15 protein-coding genes and 2 pseudogenes are annotated in these 18,814 nt (G+C 69.2%); 12 read left to right on the forward strand and 5 right to left on the reverse strand.

The genetic code is table 11. The features are described 5' to 3' along the window. Window positions 1-100: 100 nt before the first annotated feature. On the reverse strand, window positions 101-1,123 hold the full coding sequence (locus ACZ4NT_RS04665; protein ID WP_467723383.1) for a substrate-binding domain-containing protein: 1,023 nt from the start codon (window positions 1,121-1,123) through the stop codon (window positions 101-103). Window positions 1,124-1,346: 223 nt separating this feature from the next. Here ACZ4NT_RS04665 and ACZ4NT_RS04670 point away from each other — a divergent pair, with 223 nt between their 5' ends. The 6 genes and pseudogenes from ACZ4NT_RS04670 (at window position 1,347) to ACZ4NT_RS04695 (ending at window position 7,151) form a co-directional block, all read left to right on the forward strand. Beyond that, the gene (locus tag ACZ4NT_RS04670; RefSeq protein ID WP_467723385.1) at window positions 1,347-2,306 is read left to right on the forward strand and encodes a carbohydrate kinase family protein; all 960 of its coding nucleotides are present in this window, start codon (window positions 1,347-1,349) and stop codon (window positions 2,304-2,306) included. A gap of 217 nt (window positions 2,307-2,523) precedes the next feature. Next, entirely contained in the window at window positions 2,524-5,085 is a 2,562-nt protein-coding gene (locus tag ACZ4NT_RS04675) for a GH32 C-terminal domain-containing protein (protein ID WP_467723387.1), read from the forward strand. Window positions 5,086-5,123: 38 nt separating this feature from the next. Further along, a complete protein-coding gene (locus ACZ4NT_RS04680) occupies window positions 5,124-5,417 on the forward strand; it encodes a putative quinol monooxygenase (protein WP_467723389.1) in 294 nt (97 codons plus the stop codon). A 368-nt stretch (window positions 5,418-5,785) separates the two neighbouring features. After that, window positions 5,786-6,235, forward strand: coding sequence for an SRPBCC family protein (locus tag ACZ4NT_RS04685; RefSeq protein ID WP_467723391.1), 450 nt, complete (start codon window positions 5,786-5,788; stop codon window positions 6,233-6,235). 87 nt (window positions 6,236-6,322) lie between these two features. Then, window positions 6,323-6,464: pseudogene (locus ACZ4NT_RS04690) on the forward strand (IS5/IS1182 family transposase); the annotation flags it as partial. A 354-nt stretch (window positions 6,465-6,818) separates the two neighbouring features. Continuing rightward, a complete protein-coding gene (locus tag ACZ4NT_RS04695) occupies window positions 6,819-7,151 on the forward strand; it encodes a hypothetical protein (RefSeq protein WP_467723393.1) in 333 nt (110 codons plus the stop codon). A gap of 156 nt (window positions 7,152-7,307) precedes the next feature. Here the strand turns inward: ACZ4NT_RS04695 and ACZ4NT_RS04700 are convergent, their stop codons facing one another. Then, window positions 7,308-8,990, reverse strand: a complete 1,683-nt coding sequence (locus ACZ4NT_RS04700; protein WP_467723395.1) for a SulP family inorganic anion transporter — start codon at window positions 8,988-8,990, stop codon at window positions 7,308-7,310. A 150-nt stretch (window positions 8,991-9,140) separates the two neighbouring features. Here ACZ4NT_RS04700 and ACZ4NT_RS04705 point away from each other — a divergent pair, with 150 nt between their 5' ends. The 3 genes from ACZ4NT_RS04705 to ACZ4NT_RS04715 are packed head-to-tail and all read left to right on the forward strand — an operon-like array spanning window position 9,141 to window position 12,531. Continuing rightward, window positions 9,141-10,454 (forward strand): DUF1254 domain-containing protein, encoded by a 1,314-nt coding sequence (locus ACZ4NT_RS04705; protein ID WP_467723397.1) that lies wholly within the window; start codon window positions 9,141-9,143, stop codon window positions 10,452-10,454. 12 nt (window positions 10,455-10,466) lie between these two features. Then, window positions 10,467-11,843, forward strand: coding sequence for a DUF1254 domain-containing protein (locus ACZ4NT_RS04710; protein ID WP_467723399.1), 1,377 nt, complete (start codon window positions 10,467-10,469; stop codon window positions 11,841-11,843). 7 nt (window positions 11,844-11,850) lie between these two features. Beyond that, a complete protein-coding gene (locus tag ACZ4NT_RS04715) occupies window positions 11,851-12,531 on the forward strand; it encodes a GAP family protein (protein ID WP_121408798.1) in 681 nt (226 codons plus the stop codon). Between the two features lie 154 nt (window positions 12,532-12,685). On the opposite strand, the gene ACZ4NT_RS04720 is transcribed toward ACZ4NT_RS04715, so the two are convergent. Continuing rightward, complete coding sequence (locus ACZ4NT_RS04720; protein WP_121408797.1) at window positions 12,686-13,606, reverse strand: LysR family transcriptional regulator; 921 nt, start codon at window positions 13,604-13,606, stop codon at window positions 12,686-12,688. 89 nt (window positions 13,607-13,695) lie between these two features. Here ACZ4NT_RS04720 and ACZ4NT_RS04725 point away from each other — a divergent pair, with 89 nt between their 5' ends. Both ACZ4NT_RS04725 and ACZ4NT_RS04730 read left to right on the forward strand, forming a co-directional pair. Next, the gene (locus ACZ4NT_RS04725; RefSeq protein ID WP_467723402.1) at window positions 13,696-14,655 is read left to right on the forward strand and encodes an EamA family transporter; all 960 of its coding nucleotides are present in this window, start codon (window positions 13,696-13,698) and stop codon (window positions 14,653-14,655) included. A 192-nt stretch (window positions 14,656-14,847) separates the two neighbouring features. Further along, window positions 14,848-15,367: pseudogene (locus tag ACZ4NT_RS04730) on the forward strand (GntR family transcriptional regulator); the annotation flags it as partial. 170 nt (window positions 15,368-15,537) lie between these two features. Here ACZ4NT_RS04730 and ACZ4NT_RS04735 read toward each other — a convergent pair. Continuing rightward, on the reverse strand, window positions 15,538-16,188 hold the full coding sequence (locus ACZ4NT_RS04735; protein ID WP_147464435.1) for a hypothetical protein: 651 nt from the start codon (window positions 16,186-16,188) through the stop codon (window positions 15,538-15,540). Between the two features lie 143 nt (window positions 16,189-16,331). On the opposite strand from ACZ4NT_RS04735, the gene ACZ4NT_RS04740 reads away from it, so the two are divergent. Then, window positions 16,332-17,156, forward strand: coding sequence for a hypothetical protein (locus ACZ4NT_RS04740; RefSeq protein WP_467723404.1), 825 nt, complete (start codon window positions 16,332-16,334; stop codon window positions 17,154-17,156). Window positions 17,157-17,460: 304 nt separating this feature from the next. Here the strand turns inward: ACZ4NT_RS04740 and ACZ4NT_RS04745 are convergent, their stop codons facing one another. Further along, window positions 17,461-18,813, reverse strand: coding sequence for an MFS transporter (locus ACZ4NT_RS04745; protein WP_467723406.1), 1,353 nt, complete (start codon window positions 18,811-18,813; stop codon window positions 17,461-17,463). Between the last annotated feature and the right edge of the window lies 1 nt (window position 18,814).

The raw sequence follows: 18,814 nt of genomic DNA on the forward strand, positions 1-18,814 counted from the left end.
CGCGGGACAAGGGAGAAGGCGGGGGTCGATCCTGGTCGGGAAGGTGGGGCGGCGGGCCGGCCGCGGGCGTGTCGGACGCCGGGCCGGTGGCCGCCGGCGCTCAGCCCCAGCAGTGGTCCAGGCCGTAGGCGGTGTCCTTGGAGGCGGCCTTGTCCTGCGCCTTGTCGGTGATCAGGGTGACGCCGGTGTCGGTGTAGCCGGACGCCTTCTTGCCGTCCTTGGCGTAGGACACGACGGCCTTGACGCCCTCGGCGGCCATCTTCAGCGGGTACTGCTGCGAAGTCGCCGCGATCTTCCCGTCCTTGACCGCCCGGGTGCCGGTGCAGCCGCCGTCGACGGAGACGATCAGCACGTCCTTCTCGCGGCCCTTGGCCTTGAGTGCCGTGTAAGCGCCCAGGGCGGCGGGTTCGTTGATGGTGTAGACGACGTTGATGCCGGGTTCCTTCTGGAGGCAGTTCTCCATGGCGGTCTGGCCCTTGGCCTGGTCGCCGCCGGTGTCCTGGGAGCACACGAGCGCCGGGTCCTTGGCGCCGATGCCGAAGCCCTTGAGGAAGCCGTCGTGCCGCTGGACGCCGACGGAGACGCCCGGCGCGAGGTCGAGGGTGGCTATCTTCGCGGTCTTGCCCTTCATGACGGCCTTGGCATACTCGCCGATCAGCTCGCCGGCCTTCAGGTTGTCGGTGGCGAAAAGGGCGTCGGCCGCGCTCTGGGGGTCGGTCGGGGTGTCCAGGGCGATGACCAGGACTCCCTTGGCCTTGGCCTTCTCGATCGCGGGCACGATCGCCTTGGAGTCGCTCGGGGTGATCAGGATGCCCTTCACACCGGCTGCCACCATGTTCTCGATGGCGGTGACCTGGCCGGCGTTGTCTCCGTCGAACTTTCCCGCGGCGGTCATCAGCTGTACGCCGTCGGCCTTCGCGGCCTTCTCCGCGCCTTCCTTCATCTTCACGAAGAACGGGTTGGTGTCGGTCTTGGTGATCAGACCGACCTTGACGCTGCCCGAACCGGAGTTGGCGGTGTCTGTTCCGGAGCCGGATCCGCAGGCCGTCAGGGTGAGAGCCGCCAGTCCGGTGCAGGCGGCGGCTCTGATGAGGCCCGAGGGCAGACGAGGAGTGCGGGACATGGAGTGCTCCTGTGGGATCGGGGACGGTGGGGCGGCATCGGAGGATGCCGCCACCGAGGTGTCATCGTTGACTTATGTCATCGTTGACACTGCTTGCCGAGGATGATGGACTCCGCCTCGCGGCAACGTCAATGCCTTGGACCGGACACAAGTCCGTAACGGCCGGGGCGGATGCCCGCTCCGTGCCCGCTTCCGCCCGAGCGTCCGCAGAGAAGAGAAATTCATGAGCCCGCGTCAGATCACCGTCCTGGGGGAGTGCGTCGCCGACGCGTTCACCGCACCCGCAAGCAACTCCGACGAGCTCGCCCTGCGGGTCCTGCCCGGCGGCGGACCTGCGAACACCGCTGTCGCCCTGGCCCACCTCGGCACGCCCGCCCGCCTCCTCGCGCGCCTGTCCGGCGACGTGTTCGGCCGCCTCTTCCGTGCCCGACTGGAGGCCTCAGGGGTGGACCTCTCGAACGCCGTCGCGGCCGCGGAGCCCAGCACCCTGGCCGTGGCGGAACTCGACGGCCAGGGCCAGGCCACCTTCTCCTTCCACGCGCAGAACACGGCCGACTGGCAGTGGACAGCCGAGGAACTGGCGGGAGTGGACCTGTCCGACACGGCCTGCGTGCACACCGGGTCCCTCGCCCTGGTCCGCGAACCCGGCGCGGCCGCGGTGGAGGACTTCCTGGCGGCGGCAGCACCTCAGGCAACCATCAGCATCGACCCCAACGTCCGGCCCCTGCTGGTGGATCCCGCGGTCTACCGCGCCCGACTGTCGCACTGGTGCGCCCTCGCCGACGTGCTCCGGCTGAGCAAGGACGACCTGGACCTCCTGCTCCCGGGCACGCCGCCCGAGCAGGCATGCGACCTCTGGCACGCGGCCGGGGTGCGACTGGTGGTGATCACGCGCGGTGCCGACGGCGCCCTGGCCTCGCTCGACGGCGAGCGGCTGCACGTGCCCGCGGTGGCGATACGGGTCACCGACACGGTGGGGGCAGGGGACTCCTTCACGGCGGGGCTGCTGCACCACCTCGGCACGCGCGGCATCCTCGGCGGCCGGCTGGCCGAAGTCCGCCTCGACGACGTCGCCGAAGCCTGCCGGTTCGCCGCTCGGGTCGCGGCCCTGACCTGCTCGGTTGCCGGCCCCAACCCGCCGCGGCACAGCGAGTTGGCGCAGCCGGCCACCGCCGGGCGCTGATGAAAGGGCAGCCGAGTCGCGCCGAGGCGATCAGAGTCGCACCGTTGACGCACCGGGCGGACTGCCTCCATCATCGGGCCACTCGATGTCATCGATGACACCACTCGTCATCTCGCCGGGCGCCGTGGACGACGGCGTCGGCGAGGCGTCATTCTTCGGTGCGTCCGCGCCGGGCAGCAGGCCCTGCGGCGTGGGCGGCCGCCACACAGGAGACACCATGAGCCCTGGACGTGTACCCCCTCCTGCCCGCACGCGGCTGATCGCAGCGGTGGCAACCGTCTGTGCCCTGTCCGCAGCCACGCTCGCGCCCCAGGCAGCCGCTGCCGACAGCCTGCCGTACTCCGAGATCCATCGCCCCCAGTTCCACTTCACCCCGGAGAAGAACTGGATGAACGACCCCAACGGCCTGGTGTACTACCAGGGCGAGTACCACCTCTTCTACCAGTACAACCCGAGCGGCAACTCCTGGGGCGACATGTCCTGGGGGCACGCCGTGAGCAAGGACCTCGTGCACTGGAACGAGTTGCCGCTCGCCCTCTCCCACGACGACGAGGAAATGGTGTTCTCCGGCAGCGCGGTCGTCGACTGGAACAACACCACAGGGTTCGGCACGAAGAAGAACCCGGCCATGGTGGCGATCTACACCAGCGCCTACAAGGACGGCGGGAAGCAGGCCCAGTCGCTCGCCTACAGCACCGACCGCGGCCGTACCTGGACCAAGTACCAGGGCAATCCCGTACTCGACATCGGCTCACGAGAGTTCCGCGACCCGAAGGTCCAGTGGTACGCGCCCACCAAGAGCTGGCTGATGACGGTCTCGCTGTCCACCGAGCACAAGGTGCGGTTCTACTCGTCCAAGAACCTCAAGGACTGGAATCAGCTCAGCAAGTTCGGTCCCGCCGGCGCGACCGGCGGAGTGTGGGAATGCCCCGACCTGTTCCCTCTTGCGGTCGACGGGGACGAGAACAACATCAAGTGGGTCCTGGTCGTCAATATCAACCCCGGTGGCATCGCGGGCGGTTCAGCCGCCCAGTACTTCATCGGCGAATTCGACGGCCGGACGTTCACACCCGATGACAAGGGCACCTACACTCCGCCCGCCGGGACGGTGGTGCAGGACTTCGAGGGCACCGACTTCGGTAGGTGGACACCGGCCGGCACCGCGTTCGGCGGCGGACCGTCGGCCGGGGCGCTGGCCGGGCAGGGGACGGTCGACGGCTTCGACGGCGAGAGACTGGCCAACAGCTTCCACTCGGGCGACGGCACCACTGGGACGCTCACCTCGCCGGAATTCGCTGTCGACAGCCGCTACTTGAACTTCAAGGTCGGCGGCGGACGACACCCGCACGAACCCGGAAGCGTCATGGAACAGGAGGCTCCACCCGCGGGCAGGATCCTCGCCGACTTCGAGAGCGGCAGCTACGGCGACTGGACGAAGACCGGAGACGCCTTCGGCCCGGCACCGGCCACCGGCACCCTCCCCGGCCAACAGGGGGTCTCGGGCTTCCTGGGAACCGGCCTCGTCAACACCTTCCAGGGAGGCGACGCCGGGACCGGAACCCTTACCTCGCCCGCGTTCACCATCGACAAGAAGCACATCAACTTCCTCATCGGCGGCGGGCACCATCCCGAAGGCTCGGCCAACCCCGCCGCCATCGAACTCCTCGTCGACGAGCGGGTCGTGCGCAGCACCACCGGAAACGACGCCGAGGCACTCAACTGGGCCTCCTGGGACGTCGACGACCTGGCCGGCAAGAAGGCGCAGATCAGGATCGTCGACGACAACACCGGGGGCTGGGGCCACCTCAACGTCGACCACATCATGCTGTCGGACACCAAGGCCCGGCCCGTCTCCCAGGAGACGTCCGTCAACCTCCTCGTCGACGGCGAGGTCGTCCGCAGCGCCACCGGCTCCAACAGCGAGACGCTGGACTGGGCCTCCTTCGACCTGCGCCCCTACGCCGGCAAGAAGGCGCGGATCCAGATCGTCGACAGGAACACAGCCGGCTGGGGCCACATCATGGCCGACGAGTTCACCGCCGCCGACACGGCCGCCAGGTCCGCCGTCCAGCGCGCCGACTGGGCCGACTACGGCAAGGACTACTACGCGGCGGTGTCCTGGGAGAACGCTCCGGGCGGCAAGCGATACATGATCGGCTGGATGAACAACTGGGACTACGGCGGCGCCATTCCCACCGCCCCCTGGCGCGGCGCGCAAAGCGTCCCCCGGGAAATGGCCGTGCGCAACATCGACGGCCGACTCCGGCTGACCAGCAAGCCGGTGCGCAGCCTGGAGTCCCTCCGGAACGGGCCCCCGGCGACCGCGGCCGGCGTCACCGTCAAGAGCACCGCAAAGCCGCTGACCGGCGCCCCGGCCACCGGCAAGGCACTCGACATCGACGCCACCTTCTCCCTCAAGGACGCCAATCGATTCGGCCTCAAGGTGCGCACCGGCGCCGCGGGCGAGGAGACCGTCATCGGCTACGACACCACGACACAGGAGCTGTATGTCGACCGCACCCACTCCGGCGCCGTCGACTTCAGCAGCACTTTCCCCGGAGTCCAGCGAGCACCCCTGCAGGCCAAGAACGGCACGGTGAAACTGCGGATCCTCATCGACTGGTCTTCCGTCGAGGTCTTCGGCGGCAACGGCGAAGCCGTCATCACCGACCAGATCTTCCCCGACCCCGACAGCCAGGGGGTGCAGGTCTTCGCCGAGAACGGCTCCGTGAAGCTGGACCAGGCCCACGTCTGGCGCCTCGGCTCCATCCACGACTGAGCCCTCTCCCCACGACCGACCACGAAGGACACCACATCGTGAACAGAACCCTGCTCGCCGAGTTCACCGCCCGCGAAGGCTCGGAGGGCGAGGTCACCCGCCTGATTCTGGACTACGCCCGCAAGGTGCGCGAGGAGGACGGCAACCTCGCCTTCGACGTCTACACCAAGACCTCGAGCCCGCGCGCCTACTGGATCTTCGAGGTGTACCGCGACGAGGACGCCTTCCAGGCCCACCTGAAGGCGCCGTACGGCGCCCCGTTCAACGCCGCACTCGCGCCGTTGATCGAGGAGGACGCCTCGGTGCTGACGTTTCTCGACCCGGTGGCGTGACCGTGGCCGGCCCGTCTCGCGGGCCGGCCCTCGCGCGCTGAGTCGTGTGGGCAGGTGTGCCGTGCTGTGACTGAGGATGCGCGCGGATGTCGGGCCGTGCCGATGGATCTGCCTGACAGTCAATCCCTGAGCACTGCGGCTTCCTCCTGCCGCCTCGGAGCATTGGCGCTACTCTGGCGGGAGGCGTGGGAATCTCCTGTTTCGTCGTGCTTCCCTTCGGCGCAGGAGCGAGGCCGGACAGCCCAGCCTCTCTTCGTATGACCGCAGCCGGGTCGAATTCGGTACATCCCCAGCCTTGGCGGCCAGCAACCGTCCTCGTGAGAAGTCAGGCGACGGCAGCCGCCTTCGCTCCGTTGAGAAGGGACAGTATGAGCACTCGGTTCGAAGCCACCGTCGACATCGACCGCCCGATTGCGGACGTATTTGCCTACCTCGTAGACGGCCGTAACGATCCCGACTTCAGTCCGCGTGTGCAGAAGATCGACAAGGTCCCTGATGGCGAGACGAACGTCGGAACCGTCTTCCGCAGCACCGTCAAAGACTCCGGAATGAAGTCGCAGCGCGAATTCGAGATCACCCACCTGACCGCACCGACCCGGATCCGGTGGCGGGAGACCTCGAAGAACTCGCTCACCGCGCGAGAAGGCGGATACGACCTCGAACCGACCGCCACCGGCGGTACCCAGGTTCGTCTCTACAACGTCCTCGACGGGCACAGGCTGGGCAAGTTGCTGCTTCCGCTTGCCGGTGTCGCCCTGCGCAAGGATGCTCCTGCCTTCGGCAGGCGTATCAAGGCAGCCGCCGAAGCCGCGCTCTGAAATAAAGTCTTCTACTAGCTGATCGTTTCAGAATGAAAACCGGTGTGGGGCCTGGCAGTTGGGTGTCCTGTCGGCAGGATCTGTTGGGTGCCCGCTGATCTTGTATCTGACGACCTGTGGGAACGTGTGGCCCCGCTGTTGCCTCCACGGCTGCCCATACGGCGTCGGTATCCGGGGCGGTTGCCCGTGGATGACCGTGCGGTTCTCAGAGGCATCGTCTGCGTACTGTGCAAGAGCGTGAGCTGGCGGGACGTTCCGATCAGCTCACGCTCTTGCACGCCATGCGCAGGAGGAAGACGTCGGTGAAGCCATGAGCGGCCTCGTGACCTGACTCCGCTCATGAGGCTCATCGAAGGATTCGCCGGACCGAACGAGGCCCGAGAGCAGTGGGTGCTCAGGTCGGACACGACTCGGTTGCGACCTGGTGAACCGTGGTGCGGTGCACGGCGTGACCCACAAGCGTGTGACCATGCCCTGCGAGCCGAGGCCGCGAGTACCGCGCCTGCCGACGACCAACTGTCCACCTGGCGGGTCTTCTTCATTACGAGGTGACGGGTTCGCAGGTGGCTGCATCAGTCTGATCGTGCTGCTCATCGAGATCCCGATCGCCATTCTGCTGGGGTTGACGTTGGGCATCCGCGGATGGGGTCGCGCAGAGGAACAGAGCGGGGCACCCACGACGGACTGGGTCCCGGTCCTCTGGCTCGGCGGGTTCACTCTGGGCGTGCTCGTGGTCGCCGCGGCCTTCCTGCTCTCGGCGCACCCCTACGCGGGAGCGGTCCAACTGCTCATAGCGACGGTAGCGATGATCTGCATGATGCATGCCTGGCACGGGGAGTATGTACGTGCCTATGTGTCTTCGCTCCCAGCGTGCCCGACAAGGGCCGACACGTTCTGCGCCTCATCGGAGCCGTAGGGTCGACAGCTTCGCTGCCCGGGGCGAAGACCGGACCGGGACGACTGCGTGCTCCGGGCTGCGGCCGTTGGCGCGACAAAGCACGGGATCGTGTCATCTCTGGTCCTCGGCTGGATCGCGGACAGCGCGGCGAGCGCCACGATGCCGGCTCTCTGTTCAGTTCGTCCCGCCGACCGCCTCCGAGACGGCGTCGTCCACGGTGCGGTGGAGGCCGTGCGCTCCGATGCGGTCCGCCAGGACGTGCCGGGCCAGGTCCCGTTCGGCGCGTGCCCGCACGTGAGCCAGGTGCAGGGTGATGTCCTTCCTGGCCAGTTCCCCTCTCAGTTCGTCGAGCGTGTCGAGGACCGGGATGCCGAGCCGGTAGCTGGCGGTCAGGTCCAGGACAACGGCGCGCGATGGTGGGGAAGTGCCCGCGACCAGATCATGGACGGCGAGGCGCACGCGGTTGACGTTGCCGAAGAACAGGCTGCCGTCGGGCCGTACGGCGAGCACGCCGGGGGTGGTGGCCGCGTCCGGGTGCTGCGCGGTGTCGGCGTACAGATGAGTGGCGGGCAGACGTCCGAGGACGGCGACGTTGCGGAGGCTGGCGGCGGCGATGAAGAGAACGAGGGAGAGCGCCACGGCCAGCAGCAGTCCGGGAAGCAGGTCGAACAGGAGGACACCGACCAAGGCGGTGAGCGCCACCCACAGGCTCTGCCGATCCAGCGCAGCGTAGCGGCGCAGTTCGCCCACCCGCATGAAGCCGCGAACGGCCACGATCACGATGGCCCCCAGGACGGGTTCGGGCAGGTCGGTGAAGAGCGGGGTGAGGAAGGCTCCGGTCAGGAGGATCAGACCCGCGGCGATCAGGGACACCATCGGGGTGCGGCCGCCCGCTCCGGTCGCCGCGGCGCTGCGTGAGGCGCTGCCGGAGACGACGAATCCCCGGACCATTCCGACAGCGATGTTGCTGAGACCGACCGCGGCCATCTCCCGGTCGGCGTCGACCTCTTGGCCGTGTTCGCGCGCGAAGCGGTTGGCGATGCTGAACGCTTCGGCGAAGACCACCAAGGCGACGCCGAGCGCACCCGCCGACAGGGCGATCCAGTCCTCGGCCGCAATGCCCGGCAGGTGCGGTACGGGGACGGCTGCGGGGATCTCGCCCACGACGTCCACACCGTGGCCCGCCAGGCCCAGTGGTGCGGAGAGAGCCAGTGCGAGTGCGAGCACGACCAGCGCGGCGGGCAGGCGGGGCGCGAACCGTTCCAGCAGGAACAGCAGCGTCAGCGCGCAGGCTCCGACGGTGAGGGTGGCGAGCGACCAGTCGGGTGCCTTGCTCAGGATGGTCCACAGCCGCTCGAAGAAGTCGCCGTCCCCGCTGGAGACGCCGACGAGCTTGGCACCCTGACGGACGACGATGGTCAGGGCCATCCCGAACAGGAAGCCCACCAGAGCGGGCTCGGCGAGGAAGTTGGTGATGAACCCCAGGCGGGCAACGCCGGCGATCAGCAGCACTGCTCCGACGATGACCGCGAGAGCGGCCGAAAGGCCGACGGCGGCCTGCGGATCCCCACTGACGCCGGATACCGTCGCCGCCGAGAGGACCGCCGCCGCCGACGTCGCGCCGACGATCAGGAAGTTGGACCGGCCGAACAACGCATACACCAGCAGAGCCACGGGGGCCGCGTAGAACGCGTTCTGCGGGGGCAGCCCGGCGATCTGCGCGTAGGCGACACTCTCGGGGACGATCAGCGCCCACGCCGTCAGCGCCCCCAGTACGTCCCCCCGCAGCAGGCCCCTGCGGTATTGCCGCAGCCAGCCGGCCACCTGCCCGTTGCGGTGTTCCCGTCGGGCCTTCACCCGGACGGCCTCGGAGAGTGCCTGATGAGCTCCATGGCCGGCTCCTTCACTGCGTCCGGTTCGGTGCCCGAGGGACAGGGCTGCGGATGCGACCCACGAAGTAGCGTGACATTTTGGAGGGATATGTGCGCCCTGTGTGAGGAGGCCGGTGTGTCGGAGTTGACGGTCGAGGAGGTGCGGAGGACCGCGGCCGAGGGGTGGATCTGGGGGTTCGCGCTCCTGGAGAACTACCGGACGATGTATCCGCAGGCGGTCGACTCCGACGACCGCCGGTACGCGGGGGGCTTCGGGTGTTTCCGGCACTACTCGCAGCCCTTCACCCCGGCCAACACCGATGTGGTGACACCGAACAACGACACCCCCTATTCGTGGGCCTGGCTGGACCTGCGCACCGAGCCCTACGTGATCTCGGTGCCGGCCGTGGACCGGTACTACGTCCTGCCGCTGCACGACCTCGACACCTCCTACATCGGCCACATCGGCTCCCGGACCACCGGCTCGCAGGCGGGTGACTACCTGGTCGCCGGGCCTGGCTGGGACGGCGTCGTTCCCGAGGGGATCACGGGCGTGCTGCGCGCCGACACGTTCCTGGTCGGCATCCTGGGCCGCACATATCTGGCCGGCCCCGACGACGTACCTGCCCTGCGGGAGATCCAGGAGCAGTACGTGTTGCGCCCGCTGTCGGAGTTCACCGACACCACCGCACCCCATCCGGCCGACGAACCCGTGTGGCCGGTCTGGCGGGAGGAGGACCTCGCAACCGTCGAGTTCTTCACCCTTCTCGACTTCCTGCTCCGGTTCTTCCCCGTCCTCCGCAGTGAGCGGGAACTGCGGGACCGGCTCGCCGCGTTCGGTGTCACCGGCAGCGGCGAGTTCGAGCCCGCCGCCCTGAAGCCCGACATCCGCGCCGCGGTCGAGCAGGGCATCGCGGACGCCCGCACACGCCTGGAAGAGGCGAAGAAGGACGCCACCGACTCCACCAACTGGTTCGGCACCCGCGCCGAGCACGGCGACGACTACCTGACCCGTGCGGTCGGCGTCGACAAGGGCCTGTACGGCCTGCCGGCGGTGGAGGCGTGGTACGCCGGCTGGTCCCAGGACGACCAGGGCAACCGGCCGCCGAACGCCTCCACGCACGACCACGTCATCCACTTCGCCCCCGGCGCATTGCCGCCGGCCCGTTACTTCTGGTCGGCCACCATCTACCGGCTGCCCGAACGGCTCCTTGTCGCCAACGAGATCGACCGCTACTCGATCGGTGACCGTACCCCTGGACTGGTCCACGACGACGACGGCGGCCTCACCCTCTACGTACGCAGACACCGCCCGGCCGACCCGAAGCAGGTGGCGAACTGGCTGCCCGCTCCCGACGGGCCCTTCACCATCGCCATCCGCGTGTACGGCCCCGAGTCCTCGGTCCTGGACGGCTCCTGGTCGCTGCCCGCCCTGAGCGTCGACGCCTGAAAGGAGCCAGCCGTGACCAGCAAGACCAGCCCGAGCGGTGCGAGCGGCGCCGACAGCCTCGCCGACTTGGCCGCCGATGCGTACGTCTACGGCTACCCCCTCGTCTTCGACGTCTCGATGATCTCCGCGTTCATGAACGAGGGTTTCGGCTCGCTGCCGCCCACCCCCTTCAACCGATTCGGGCACTCCACCAAACTGGCCACCCCCGACGCCCACTTCGTGTCCGTGAACAACGACACCGTCTACTCCATCGCCCAGATAGACCTCTCCGCCGGTCCGGTCCTCCTCCACGTCCCCGACACCGCCGGCGCGTACTACGTCCTGCAGTTCGTGGATGTGTGGAGCAACAACTTCGCGTACCTGGGCAAACGCGCCACGGGCACGGAAGAAGGCGACTGGCTCATTGTCCCGCCCGGCTGGTCCGGCACCGCACCCGACGAGGTGCGCGGGGTGATCGAGGCACCGACTGCGGTGCTCTCCATCGTGGGCCGCAGCGCCTGCGACGGCCCCGAAGACATGCCTCGTGTCCGCGCCCTGCAGCAGCGGCTCACGCTCACCCCGCTCGACGCAGCCACCCACCGCACGGGACTGCCCGCACCGGATCCCGCCGTGCCCGAGGAGCTGCGCTTCTACGAGCGGCTGCGGGTCTGGATGGCCAACTTCCCGCCCGCCGGGCCCGACCAGGACTATCAGGAACGTTTCCAGCCCCTGGGGTTGCTCGAAGAGGGCCCCTCGCCGTACGTGGACGCCGACGCCGTGCTCGTCAAAGCCCTCACTGAGGGGTTGGCGGCCGGCAAGGCGAGGGTCGAGGCCGCGTCGAATCCGCCCGCCGCCGGGGGACGTCCGCCGGGCGCCTGGGAGACGAACCCGCACCTGTTCGATTACAACCTCGACCACTTCGGCACCGGGACGATCGACGCGCCCCAGTGGAAGATCGCCGACCGGGAGGCGTCCTACCTCGTACGGGCCGCCGCGGCACGGGCCGCGCTGTGGGGCAACCACGGTTACGAGGCGGTGTATGCGCACACCTTCACCGACGCCGATGGCGAACAGCTGAACGGTGCCCGGTCCTACACCCTGCGTTTCGAGCAGCCGCCGCCCGTCGAGTCGTTCTGGTCGGTGACCATGTACGACACCCCCGACTACTACCTCGTCGCCAACCCCGCGGGCCGCTACTCACTCGGCGACCGCACCCCCGGTCTGGTGTACGACGAGGACGGCTCGCTGACCGTCGTCATCCAACGGGAACGGCCCGACGACCCGGCCGAGGCGGCGAACTGGCTGCCCGCCCCGGAAGGCGACTTCCGACCCATGATCCGCCTCTACACGCCCAGGCAGTCCATCCTCGACAGCACGTACCAGCTGCCGCCTGTCGTGGCCAAGGGCTGAGGCCAGGATGGGCGACGCCGTCGGGCAGATGCTTGCCTCCGCGATCGGTATCGCCATCAGCCCCCTGCCGCTGATCGCCGTGATCCTCATGCTTGCCACCCCCAAGGGCCGGGGCAACGGCATCGCCTTCACCGTCGGATGGGTGGTCTCGCTCGCGGCGCTCGTCACGGTCGTCGTCCTCGCCGGCTCGGGCGGCGACGCCTCCGGCGACGATGACGGTCCTGCCTCCTGGACGCTGTGGCTGAAGCTGGGCCTGGGCCTGCTGTTCCTGCTCATGGGCGTCAAGCAGTGGAGGGACCGGCCGAGAGAAGGCCACGCGGCCGAGCAGCCGGGCTGGATGAAAGCGATCGACACCTTCACCCCCGGCAGGTCGGCCGGGCTCGCCGCCGCGCTCGCCGTCGTCAACCCGAAAAACCTTGTCCTGGCGGTCGGTGGCGCCGTCTCCATCGCCGCCAGTACGGCCTCGACGGGCGGGAAGACAGCCGCCGCCGTCCTCATGGTGCTGGTCGCGTCCCTGTGCACCCTTCTGCCCCTCGGCCTCTACTTCCTCGGCGGCCGGAAGTCGGCGAAAGTGCTCGGCGAGTGGAAGGCGTGGATGGCCGACCACAACACGGCCATCATGACCACCGTCCTGATCATCCTCGGCGCCAAGTACATCGGCGACGCAATCAGCGGGCTGGCGGGCTGAACCGCCTGACAGCAGTGTGCGACGGACGATCGTGGGGGGAATGCCAGCGACACGCGCACGTTCCGGCGGTCCATCTCCCCTCGGGTGTGCTGAGGTTCGGCCCGAGCGTGCTGGCGCCGGCCCGGCGCTGAGGCCTGGAAGGGGGGCAAAGGTTCTACCCCTCCCGGTGGACCGTCGCCACCCTCGGCCAGTGCTCCCGTAGGACCCGTACCGTTTCCGCGATCGCCGGTCGGCGGGCGGCGCCCGTGCGCCATAGGGCGTACAGCCGGCGTACCGGCATGGGGTCGAGGGGGACCTCGATGACACCCGGGGGGAGGGGGCCCCGGCCGAGGCGGGGGATGAGGGCGACGCCGAGGCCGGCGGCGACCAGGGCGATGAGGGTCGGATTCTCCTCGGCCTGGTGGACGATATTCGGCTCGTGCCCGGCCCCGCGCAGGGTGCGAACCAGCCAGTCGTGGCAGACCCGGCCCGGCGGCTGGCAGATCCACCGTTCGCCGCCCAGCTCCTCGCGCCGTACGCCGGTCCGCCCCGCGAGCGGGTGCCCGACGGGGACCAGCAGATCGCACAGGTCGTCGCCGATCAACGCCTGCTCGACGCCCGCGGGGGCGGGCAGCGGGGCGATGTCCCAGTCGTGGGCGACGGCGAGGTCCACGGCCCCCTTGGCGACGAGGTCCACCGACAGATGCGGGTCGACCTCGGTAAGACGGGCGTCGAGGGCGGGGTGCCGGTGGGCGAGGTCGGCGAGGACGGAGGGCAGCAGACCGCGGGCCGCCGAGGCGAACGCAGCCACGCTCAGCCTTCCCGCCGGCACACCCCGGCGCTCCTCCAGCTCGGTTTCCGCCCGCTCCACGATTGCCAGGAGTTCACGTGCGGTGCAGACGAGTTGATGGGCGTCGTCGGTCAGCCGGACCCCGCGGCCCTCGCGTTCGAGGAGGACGGTCCTGGTCTCCCGTTCCAGCTTGGCGATCTGCTGAGAGACGGCCGACGGGGTGTAGCCGAGCGCGGTGGCGGCCGCCCCGACGGTGCCGTGGACGGCGACGGCGTGCAGGGCACGCAGCCGCTGGAGATCGAGCACGGACCTCTCCCTCCCATCAGTTCTGCTACATCCAATAGTGCAGCAATCATCGCTGGTGCTTCATGGTCGCGGCAGGTGATCCTCGACGCATGAGACCCACCCACCTCCTCCTCGCCGTGCTCGTCGCCGCCGTCTGGGGGGTGAACTTCACCGTCATCGAGATCGGCCTCGGCCACTTCCCGCCGCTCCTCTTCTCGGCTCTGCGCTTCCTGGTGGCGGCCGTGCCGGCAGTGTTCCTGGTCGGCCGTCCGAAGGTGGCGTGGAAGTGGATCGTGGCGGTGGGACTGGTACTGGGGGTGGCCAAGTTCGGGCTGCTCTTCGTCGGTATGGACGCCGGGATGCCGGCCGGACTGTCCTCCCTGGTCCTGCAGATCCAGTCGGTGTTCACGGCGGGCATCGCCTTCGCGATCCTCGGCGAACGCCCCACCCGGATCCGTCTGCTGGGCATGGCGGTGGCCCTCGCGGGCATCGGCGTGGCAGCGGCGGACGAGGGTGCTTCGGGCCCGCTCGGCGCGTTCGCGCTGGTCGTCGCGGCGGCGGCCTGCTGGGGCGCCTCCAATGTCCTCACCCGCAAGGCGTCCCCGCCGGACGCGCTGAACTTCATGGTCTGGGTCAGCACTGTCCCCGTCTTGCCCCTCCTCGCCCTTTCCTTGCTGACCGAGGGCCCCTCCACGGATCTGGCCGCACTGCGCGCTCTCGACTGGCAGGGCGCCGGCACGGTCGTCTACGTCGCCTGGGTCACGACGGTCTTCGGCTTCGGCGCCTGGGGCTGGTTGCTGCACCGCCATCCGGCGTCCACGGTGGCTCCCTTCTCACTCCTCGTCCCCGTGTTCGGCATGACGTCGGCGGCCGTTTTCCTGAACGAGGAGGTCAGCGGCCTGCGGTGGTGCGCGGCGGTCCTCCTGGTGGGTGGGGTGGCCCTTACCTCACTGTCATCGACGCGAGGACGCGGGAGCGCGGAGAGCCACACCCCGGAAGGCGCGGAGCCGGCTCCCGGACAGCCCGCACCTGCTGCCCTCGACCCCGCGCCTATCCGCGGGGCCGGGTGACGGTCGCCCGTGCACGGGACCGGGTGAACTCCCACCCACCGGACCGGGCGATCCGACGGAAACCGGACCGCGGCCCGCCAGATGGACGGCGGTTCCATTTCCCCACCGGGCTACCCGCCGCGGTCCTCGCCCGCGCCCTCCACTCCACCGCCGCCGTCAGGTGGCAGCGAGCCGCCGGGAACTGGGCAGCCCATGCCGCGGAGGCAGGCCGTGAAAGCGCACATCGCCCGGCTCATCGACGAGTTGGGCGAAGGGGGCTACTGCCCACCGAGCGGGACCTCTCGGAGAAGTACGAGGTCGCCCGGGAGACGGTCCGGCAGGCGCTGCGCGAGCTACTGCTCGAAGGGAAGCTGCGGCGGCAGGGGCGCGGCACGGTCGTCGCCGGCCCCAAGCTGGAACAGCCGCTGTGGCTGGTGAGCTACACCGAGGGCGTCCGCAGAAGGGACGTACCCCCGGTCGTTCGCTCGTCTCCCTCGACCGGTTCCCTTGTCCGGAAACGCTTGCCGCCGAGGCGGGCCTCGAACGCGGCGAACCGGTGTGGCACATGGAGCGCGTACTCCTCGCGGACGACGAGCGGGGTGGGCTGGAGAGCACGTACGTGGCCGTCGGCCGGGTGCCCGGGCTCGACAGCGACTTCGATCCCGATTCTTCGTTCTACGCCTACTTCCACGATCGGCTGGGCATCGCGTTCGGTGACGCCGACGAGCGGATCGGTGATGGGCCGGCCGGCGCCGCACGCTCAAGGCCATTCGCCAGCAAGTAGCACCGCATCAACTGGCTTGGGAACGCATCGGCGAGCGCTGCAGCGCGTGCGGCCTGCACCCCCAGAACGATCATCTGAGGATCCCTCGACCTCGCGAAGCCTGCCCGCGCAGTGGGATGTCAGGCAGTGGACGGGTTGCTGTGGCTGGGCGACTGCTGCCCCGGGCGCAGGAACCGCTGGTTGCCGTGTTCGTCGCGCACCGCGAGGAACCCGGCGTCCGTCAGCCGCCGCGCGATCTTCTTGCGGCGGATGGCGCCCACCTGGAACGCCGCTGTGATGAGCAGGGCGACCGTCCCGCCCGAGGCGACTGCTTCGACCGGCGAGCTGTCGATGAGCAGGAGGCCGGTGAGGGCCGCGCAGGCGAGGTAGCCCAGCACCTTCTGGGTCCGGTCGGCGACGTACAAGGCCATGACGTCGAAGGTGACGAGGTCCTTCAGCACAGCCACGGCACCAACCGCTTCGGGGAGCGGCTTCAGCGAGCCCTGCTCCAGCCCGGGCACTGTCCCGCCGTTGCCCGCCTGCGGATGGCTGGTGATGGTGGCCGCCTCGCGGACGCGCGCGTCCGGCTGCGGGTCCCGGTACATCCGGACCTGGACGAGCGAGTTCTTGAACCCGGTCCTGTACGCCGTGCCGTACCTGTAGCCGTACTGCTCCGCCACGTGCGCCAGGGCTGCCGCCTTCAGCGTGGAGCCCTGAGGGGCGATCTCCACGATGTCCTGCTGACGGGCGATCTGCCGCAGCATCCCCGCTATGTGACGTTCTACGGACATCCTGTTTCCCCGCCCCCTGGGACCCCGCCTCTGGGCCCGACCAGCGCATAGCCTAGTGATCAAGCGGCGTTTCGCCATCTGTTCGACGCCTGCCTCGCCGCCGGCGAACTCATACCGGAACGGTTGAGCGGTACCTTGCCGTCATGTGCATCTCGACGGGTGAGGCCGCGTTCTCGGGCACGATCGTGTATTGCGGAAGGCAGCACCACCCGGTGTACGGCCTGATCCATGTCCTGGGGTACCAGAACACCGCCGTCAATCTGGCGGACGGCCCGAACGCCATGCTGCTGCACCTGCCCACCACGCAGCTCACCCCCAGGCACTTCCTCTCCGCTGGGCGCACCGGCGACGTCCTGCGCCGCATGGTCACCGCTGTCGAACCCGTCGCCGCCGGAACTCACGACATTGCGTGGATGAGCGCGGAACCGCAGCTCGTCCAGGTCTTCGACCATGACGTCTACACGGTGCTCCTGGCCACCGACCCCACCGCAGTCCCCGCGGCACTGCGGCACGTGCCGCTGCACCGACGTCCTGACCTCGACCCGGACCTTCTGCGCTTCTACGCCGAGCACTTTCCAGACCACACCATCGCCGTGTGCTGCTTCGACAACGCCGACGCGCAACGCGCCAGGCCCCTGCTGCTGTGGTATTCGCCGCTCGATCCCGACCAGTTGAACGTGCCGGCCTTGGACAGCCACACCGGAGCGGCACCGGACCTCGACGCCGCCGTGACCGTGGACCATTGGGTCCTGTTCTCCACCGACCAGGCCCCTGCCGACTGGGGCGCATGCGTCGACTACCCCAGCAACATGCGCCACAGCCTGCGCGCCTTCCTCCCCACCGCCGTTGTGGGGCGGTACTACGGTGAAGGGCAGACCCTGCTCAACGGAGACTTCACCATCAGCCACCGAAGCCTTCTCGCCGGCGACCTTGACCGAATCGAGCGCCTGCAACCAACGCCCCGCTGATATGGCCGACCGGCTGTCGCACGTCAGCCGAACCCAACATCACTTCGCGGCGCCACGGGGGTACCACGCGGCCGAAGCGGTGCTCGCTGCTCATGCCTGAACAGGCGCCGTCCGCGTGCAGCGAGCGCGCATGCCATCGCCGTCGGCATCCGGCCGGGAGCCGCCCCCGCAGCACTGCGGACACCAAGTGGGCGAGGATCCGCAGCAAAACGGCGCCCGCACGAGCGGCACGGAGGCGGGCGCCCAGCTGATCGCCGGGATCACTGCGCGGCCACCACCGCGGCCAGGCAGGATCGACGCCCGTTCAGTGACTGACGTCATCAGCGACTTGGGCGGCCGGGGATATCGGGACACCGAGGCTCTGGGCGTCCCGTTCCGGGCGCATGAAGGCAGCCGCCATGAGTCCGGTCACCACAAGCAGCACGGCCGTCACGAGCCAGCCGTTCTGATAACCGGCCGTGGGGTTCGCCGCGCTGTCCACGATCCAGCCCAACACGAATGGGGACACGATCCCGCCCAGTGCGAAGACAGCCACCAGTACGCCAAGGACGACACCTCGCTGGGAGGGGGGCGTGATCCTGGCAATCGCCGTCTGCGCGGCAGTGATCATCACCAGGGCCAGAGCCATCGGGCCGAACATCATCGGCACCTTGATCCAGAGCGAGTCAGCGGTCGCGAACACCGTCACCGCTCCCGCCGAGGCCACCAGCAGCAGACCGGCACCCATACCGGCAGGCAGTCTTCCACCGCCACCGCGCAGCGCGGCTCGGCGAGCCAGCAGCCCGTGCACCAGCAGGACCATGCCGTTGGCGACAGCACCCCCGCCGACTGCGGCACTCGCCTGCTTGAGGTTCCAGCCCTCAACCGTCTGGAGATAGTCCGGCAGCCACGTGAGCTTGGCGCTCATCACCCAGTAGGCCGCGAACGCACCCAAGGCCGCTGTGATGAACGTGCCGGAGAAGAAGACCGACCGCAGGGGTACCTCCGCGTAGCCGAGGTTGGCGTCCGCGCGGCGTGCGCGACGGCCCACAGGAGGGGCCAGCCGCCCCTCGCTGCCCTTCACCGCCCACACCGCTGCCCACAGCAGTCCGGCGATGCCCACTGCTCCGAAGGCCCATCGCCACCCCAAGTGAGAGATCACCGCGCCCAGGGTGGGCGCCGCCACCGCGACTCCGGCCGCCGCACCCACCATCAGGATGGCCGTCGGCAGTGTGCGCTCCCGCTGCTCGAACCAGCCGTGCACGTGATGGACCGCCACCGGTGCGGCGGGCCCCTCCGCCAAGCCGAGGAGCACGCGCGTCCCGATCAGCGTGGCGAAGCCCGCTCCGGCCCAGAGCATCGGCAGTTGGGCGAGGGACCACATCAGCCCCATCACCAGGAGCAGCACCGAGGTCCGCACCCTGCGAGTCAAGAACGACACAGCCAGCGCGGAGATTGAGAAGAGGCTGAAGAACGCGGCTTGGGCGGCGCCGAACTCCTGGCGGCTGAGACCGAACTCCTTCATGATCTCCGGGCCGGCCAGTCCCAGGACGGCTTTGTCGGCGAAGTTCACCAGCATGAAGACCAACAACAGCCAGGTGGTCGTCCACGCCTGCCGGCCTGCCTGCGCCTTGACCGCCTGTCCGGTGGGCCCCGCCGGAGCATGCAGTGCCGCCACG

The sequence above is a fragment of the Streptomyces sp. NPDC026417 genome, assembly GCF_055567695.1.

What these genes read in the sequence shown, in the direction of transcription:
- ACZ4NT_RS04665 (WP_467723383.1), bottom strand. Translation starts at nt 1,123, where the DNA reads ATGTCCCGCACTCCTCGTCTGCCCTCGGGCCTCATCAGAGCCGCCGCC.
- ACZ4NT_RS04670 (WP_467723385.1), top strand. Translation starts at nt 1,347, where the DNA reads ATGAGCCCGCGTCAGATCACCGTCCTGGGGGAGTGCGTCGCCGACGCG.
- ACZ4NT_RS04675 (WP_467723387.1), top strand. Translation starts at nt 2,524, where the DNA reads ATGAGCCCTGGACGTGTACCCCCTCCTGCCCGCACGCGGCTGATCGCA.
- ACZ4NT_RS04685 (WP_467723391.1), top strand. Translation starts at nt 5,786, where the DNA reads ATGAGCACTCGGTTCGAAGCCACCGTCGACATCGACCGCCCGATTGCG.
- ACZ4NT_RS04715 (WP_121408798.1), top strand. Translation starts at nt 11,851, where the DNA reads ATGGGCGACGCCGTCGGGCAGATGCTTGCCTCCGCGATCGGTATCGCC.
- ACZ4NT_RS04725 (WP_467723402.1), top strand. Translation starts at nt 13,696, where the DNA reads ATGAGACCCACCCACCTCCTCCTCGCCGTGCTCGTCGCCGCCGTCTGG.
- ACZ4NT_RS04735 (WP_147464435.1), bottom strand. Translation starts at nt 16,188, where the DNA reads ATGTCCGTAGAACGTCACATAGCGGGGATGCTGCGGCAGATCGCCCGT.
- ACZ4NT_RS04740 (WP_467723404.1), top strand. Translation starts at nt 16,332, where the DNA reads ATGTGCATCTCGACGGGTGAGGCCGCGTTCTCGGGCACGATCGTGTAT.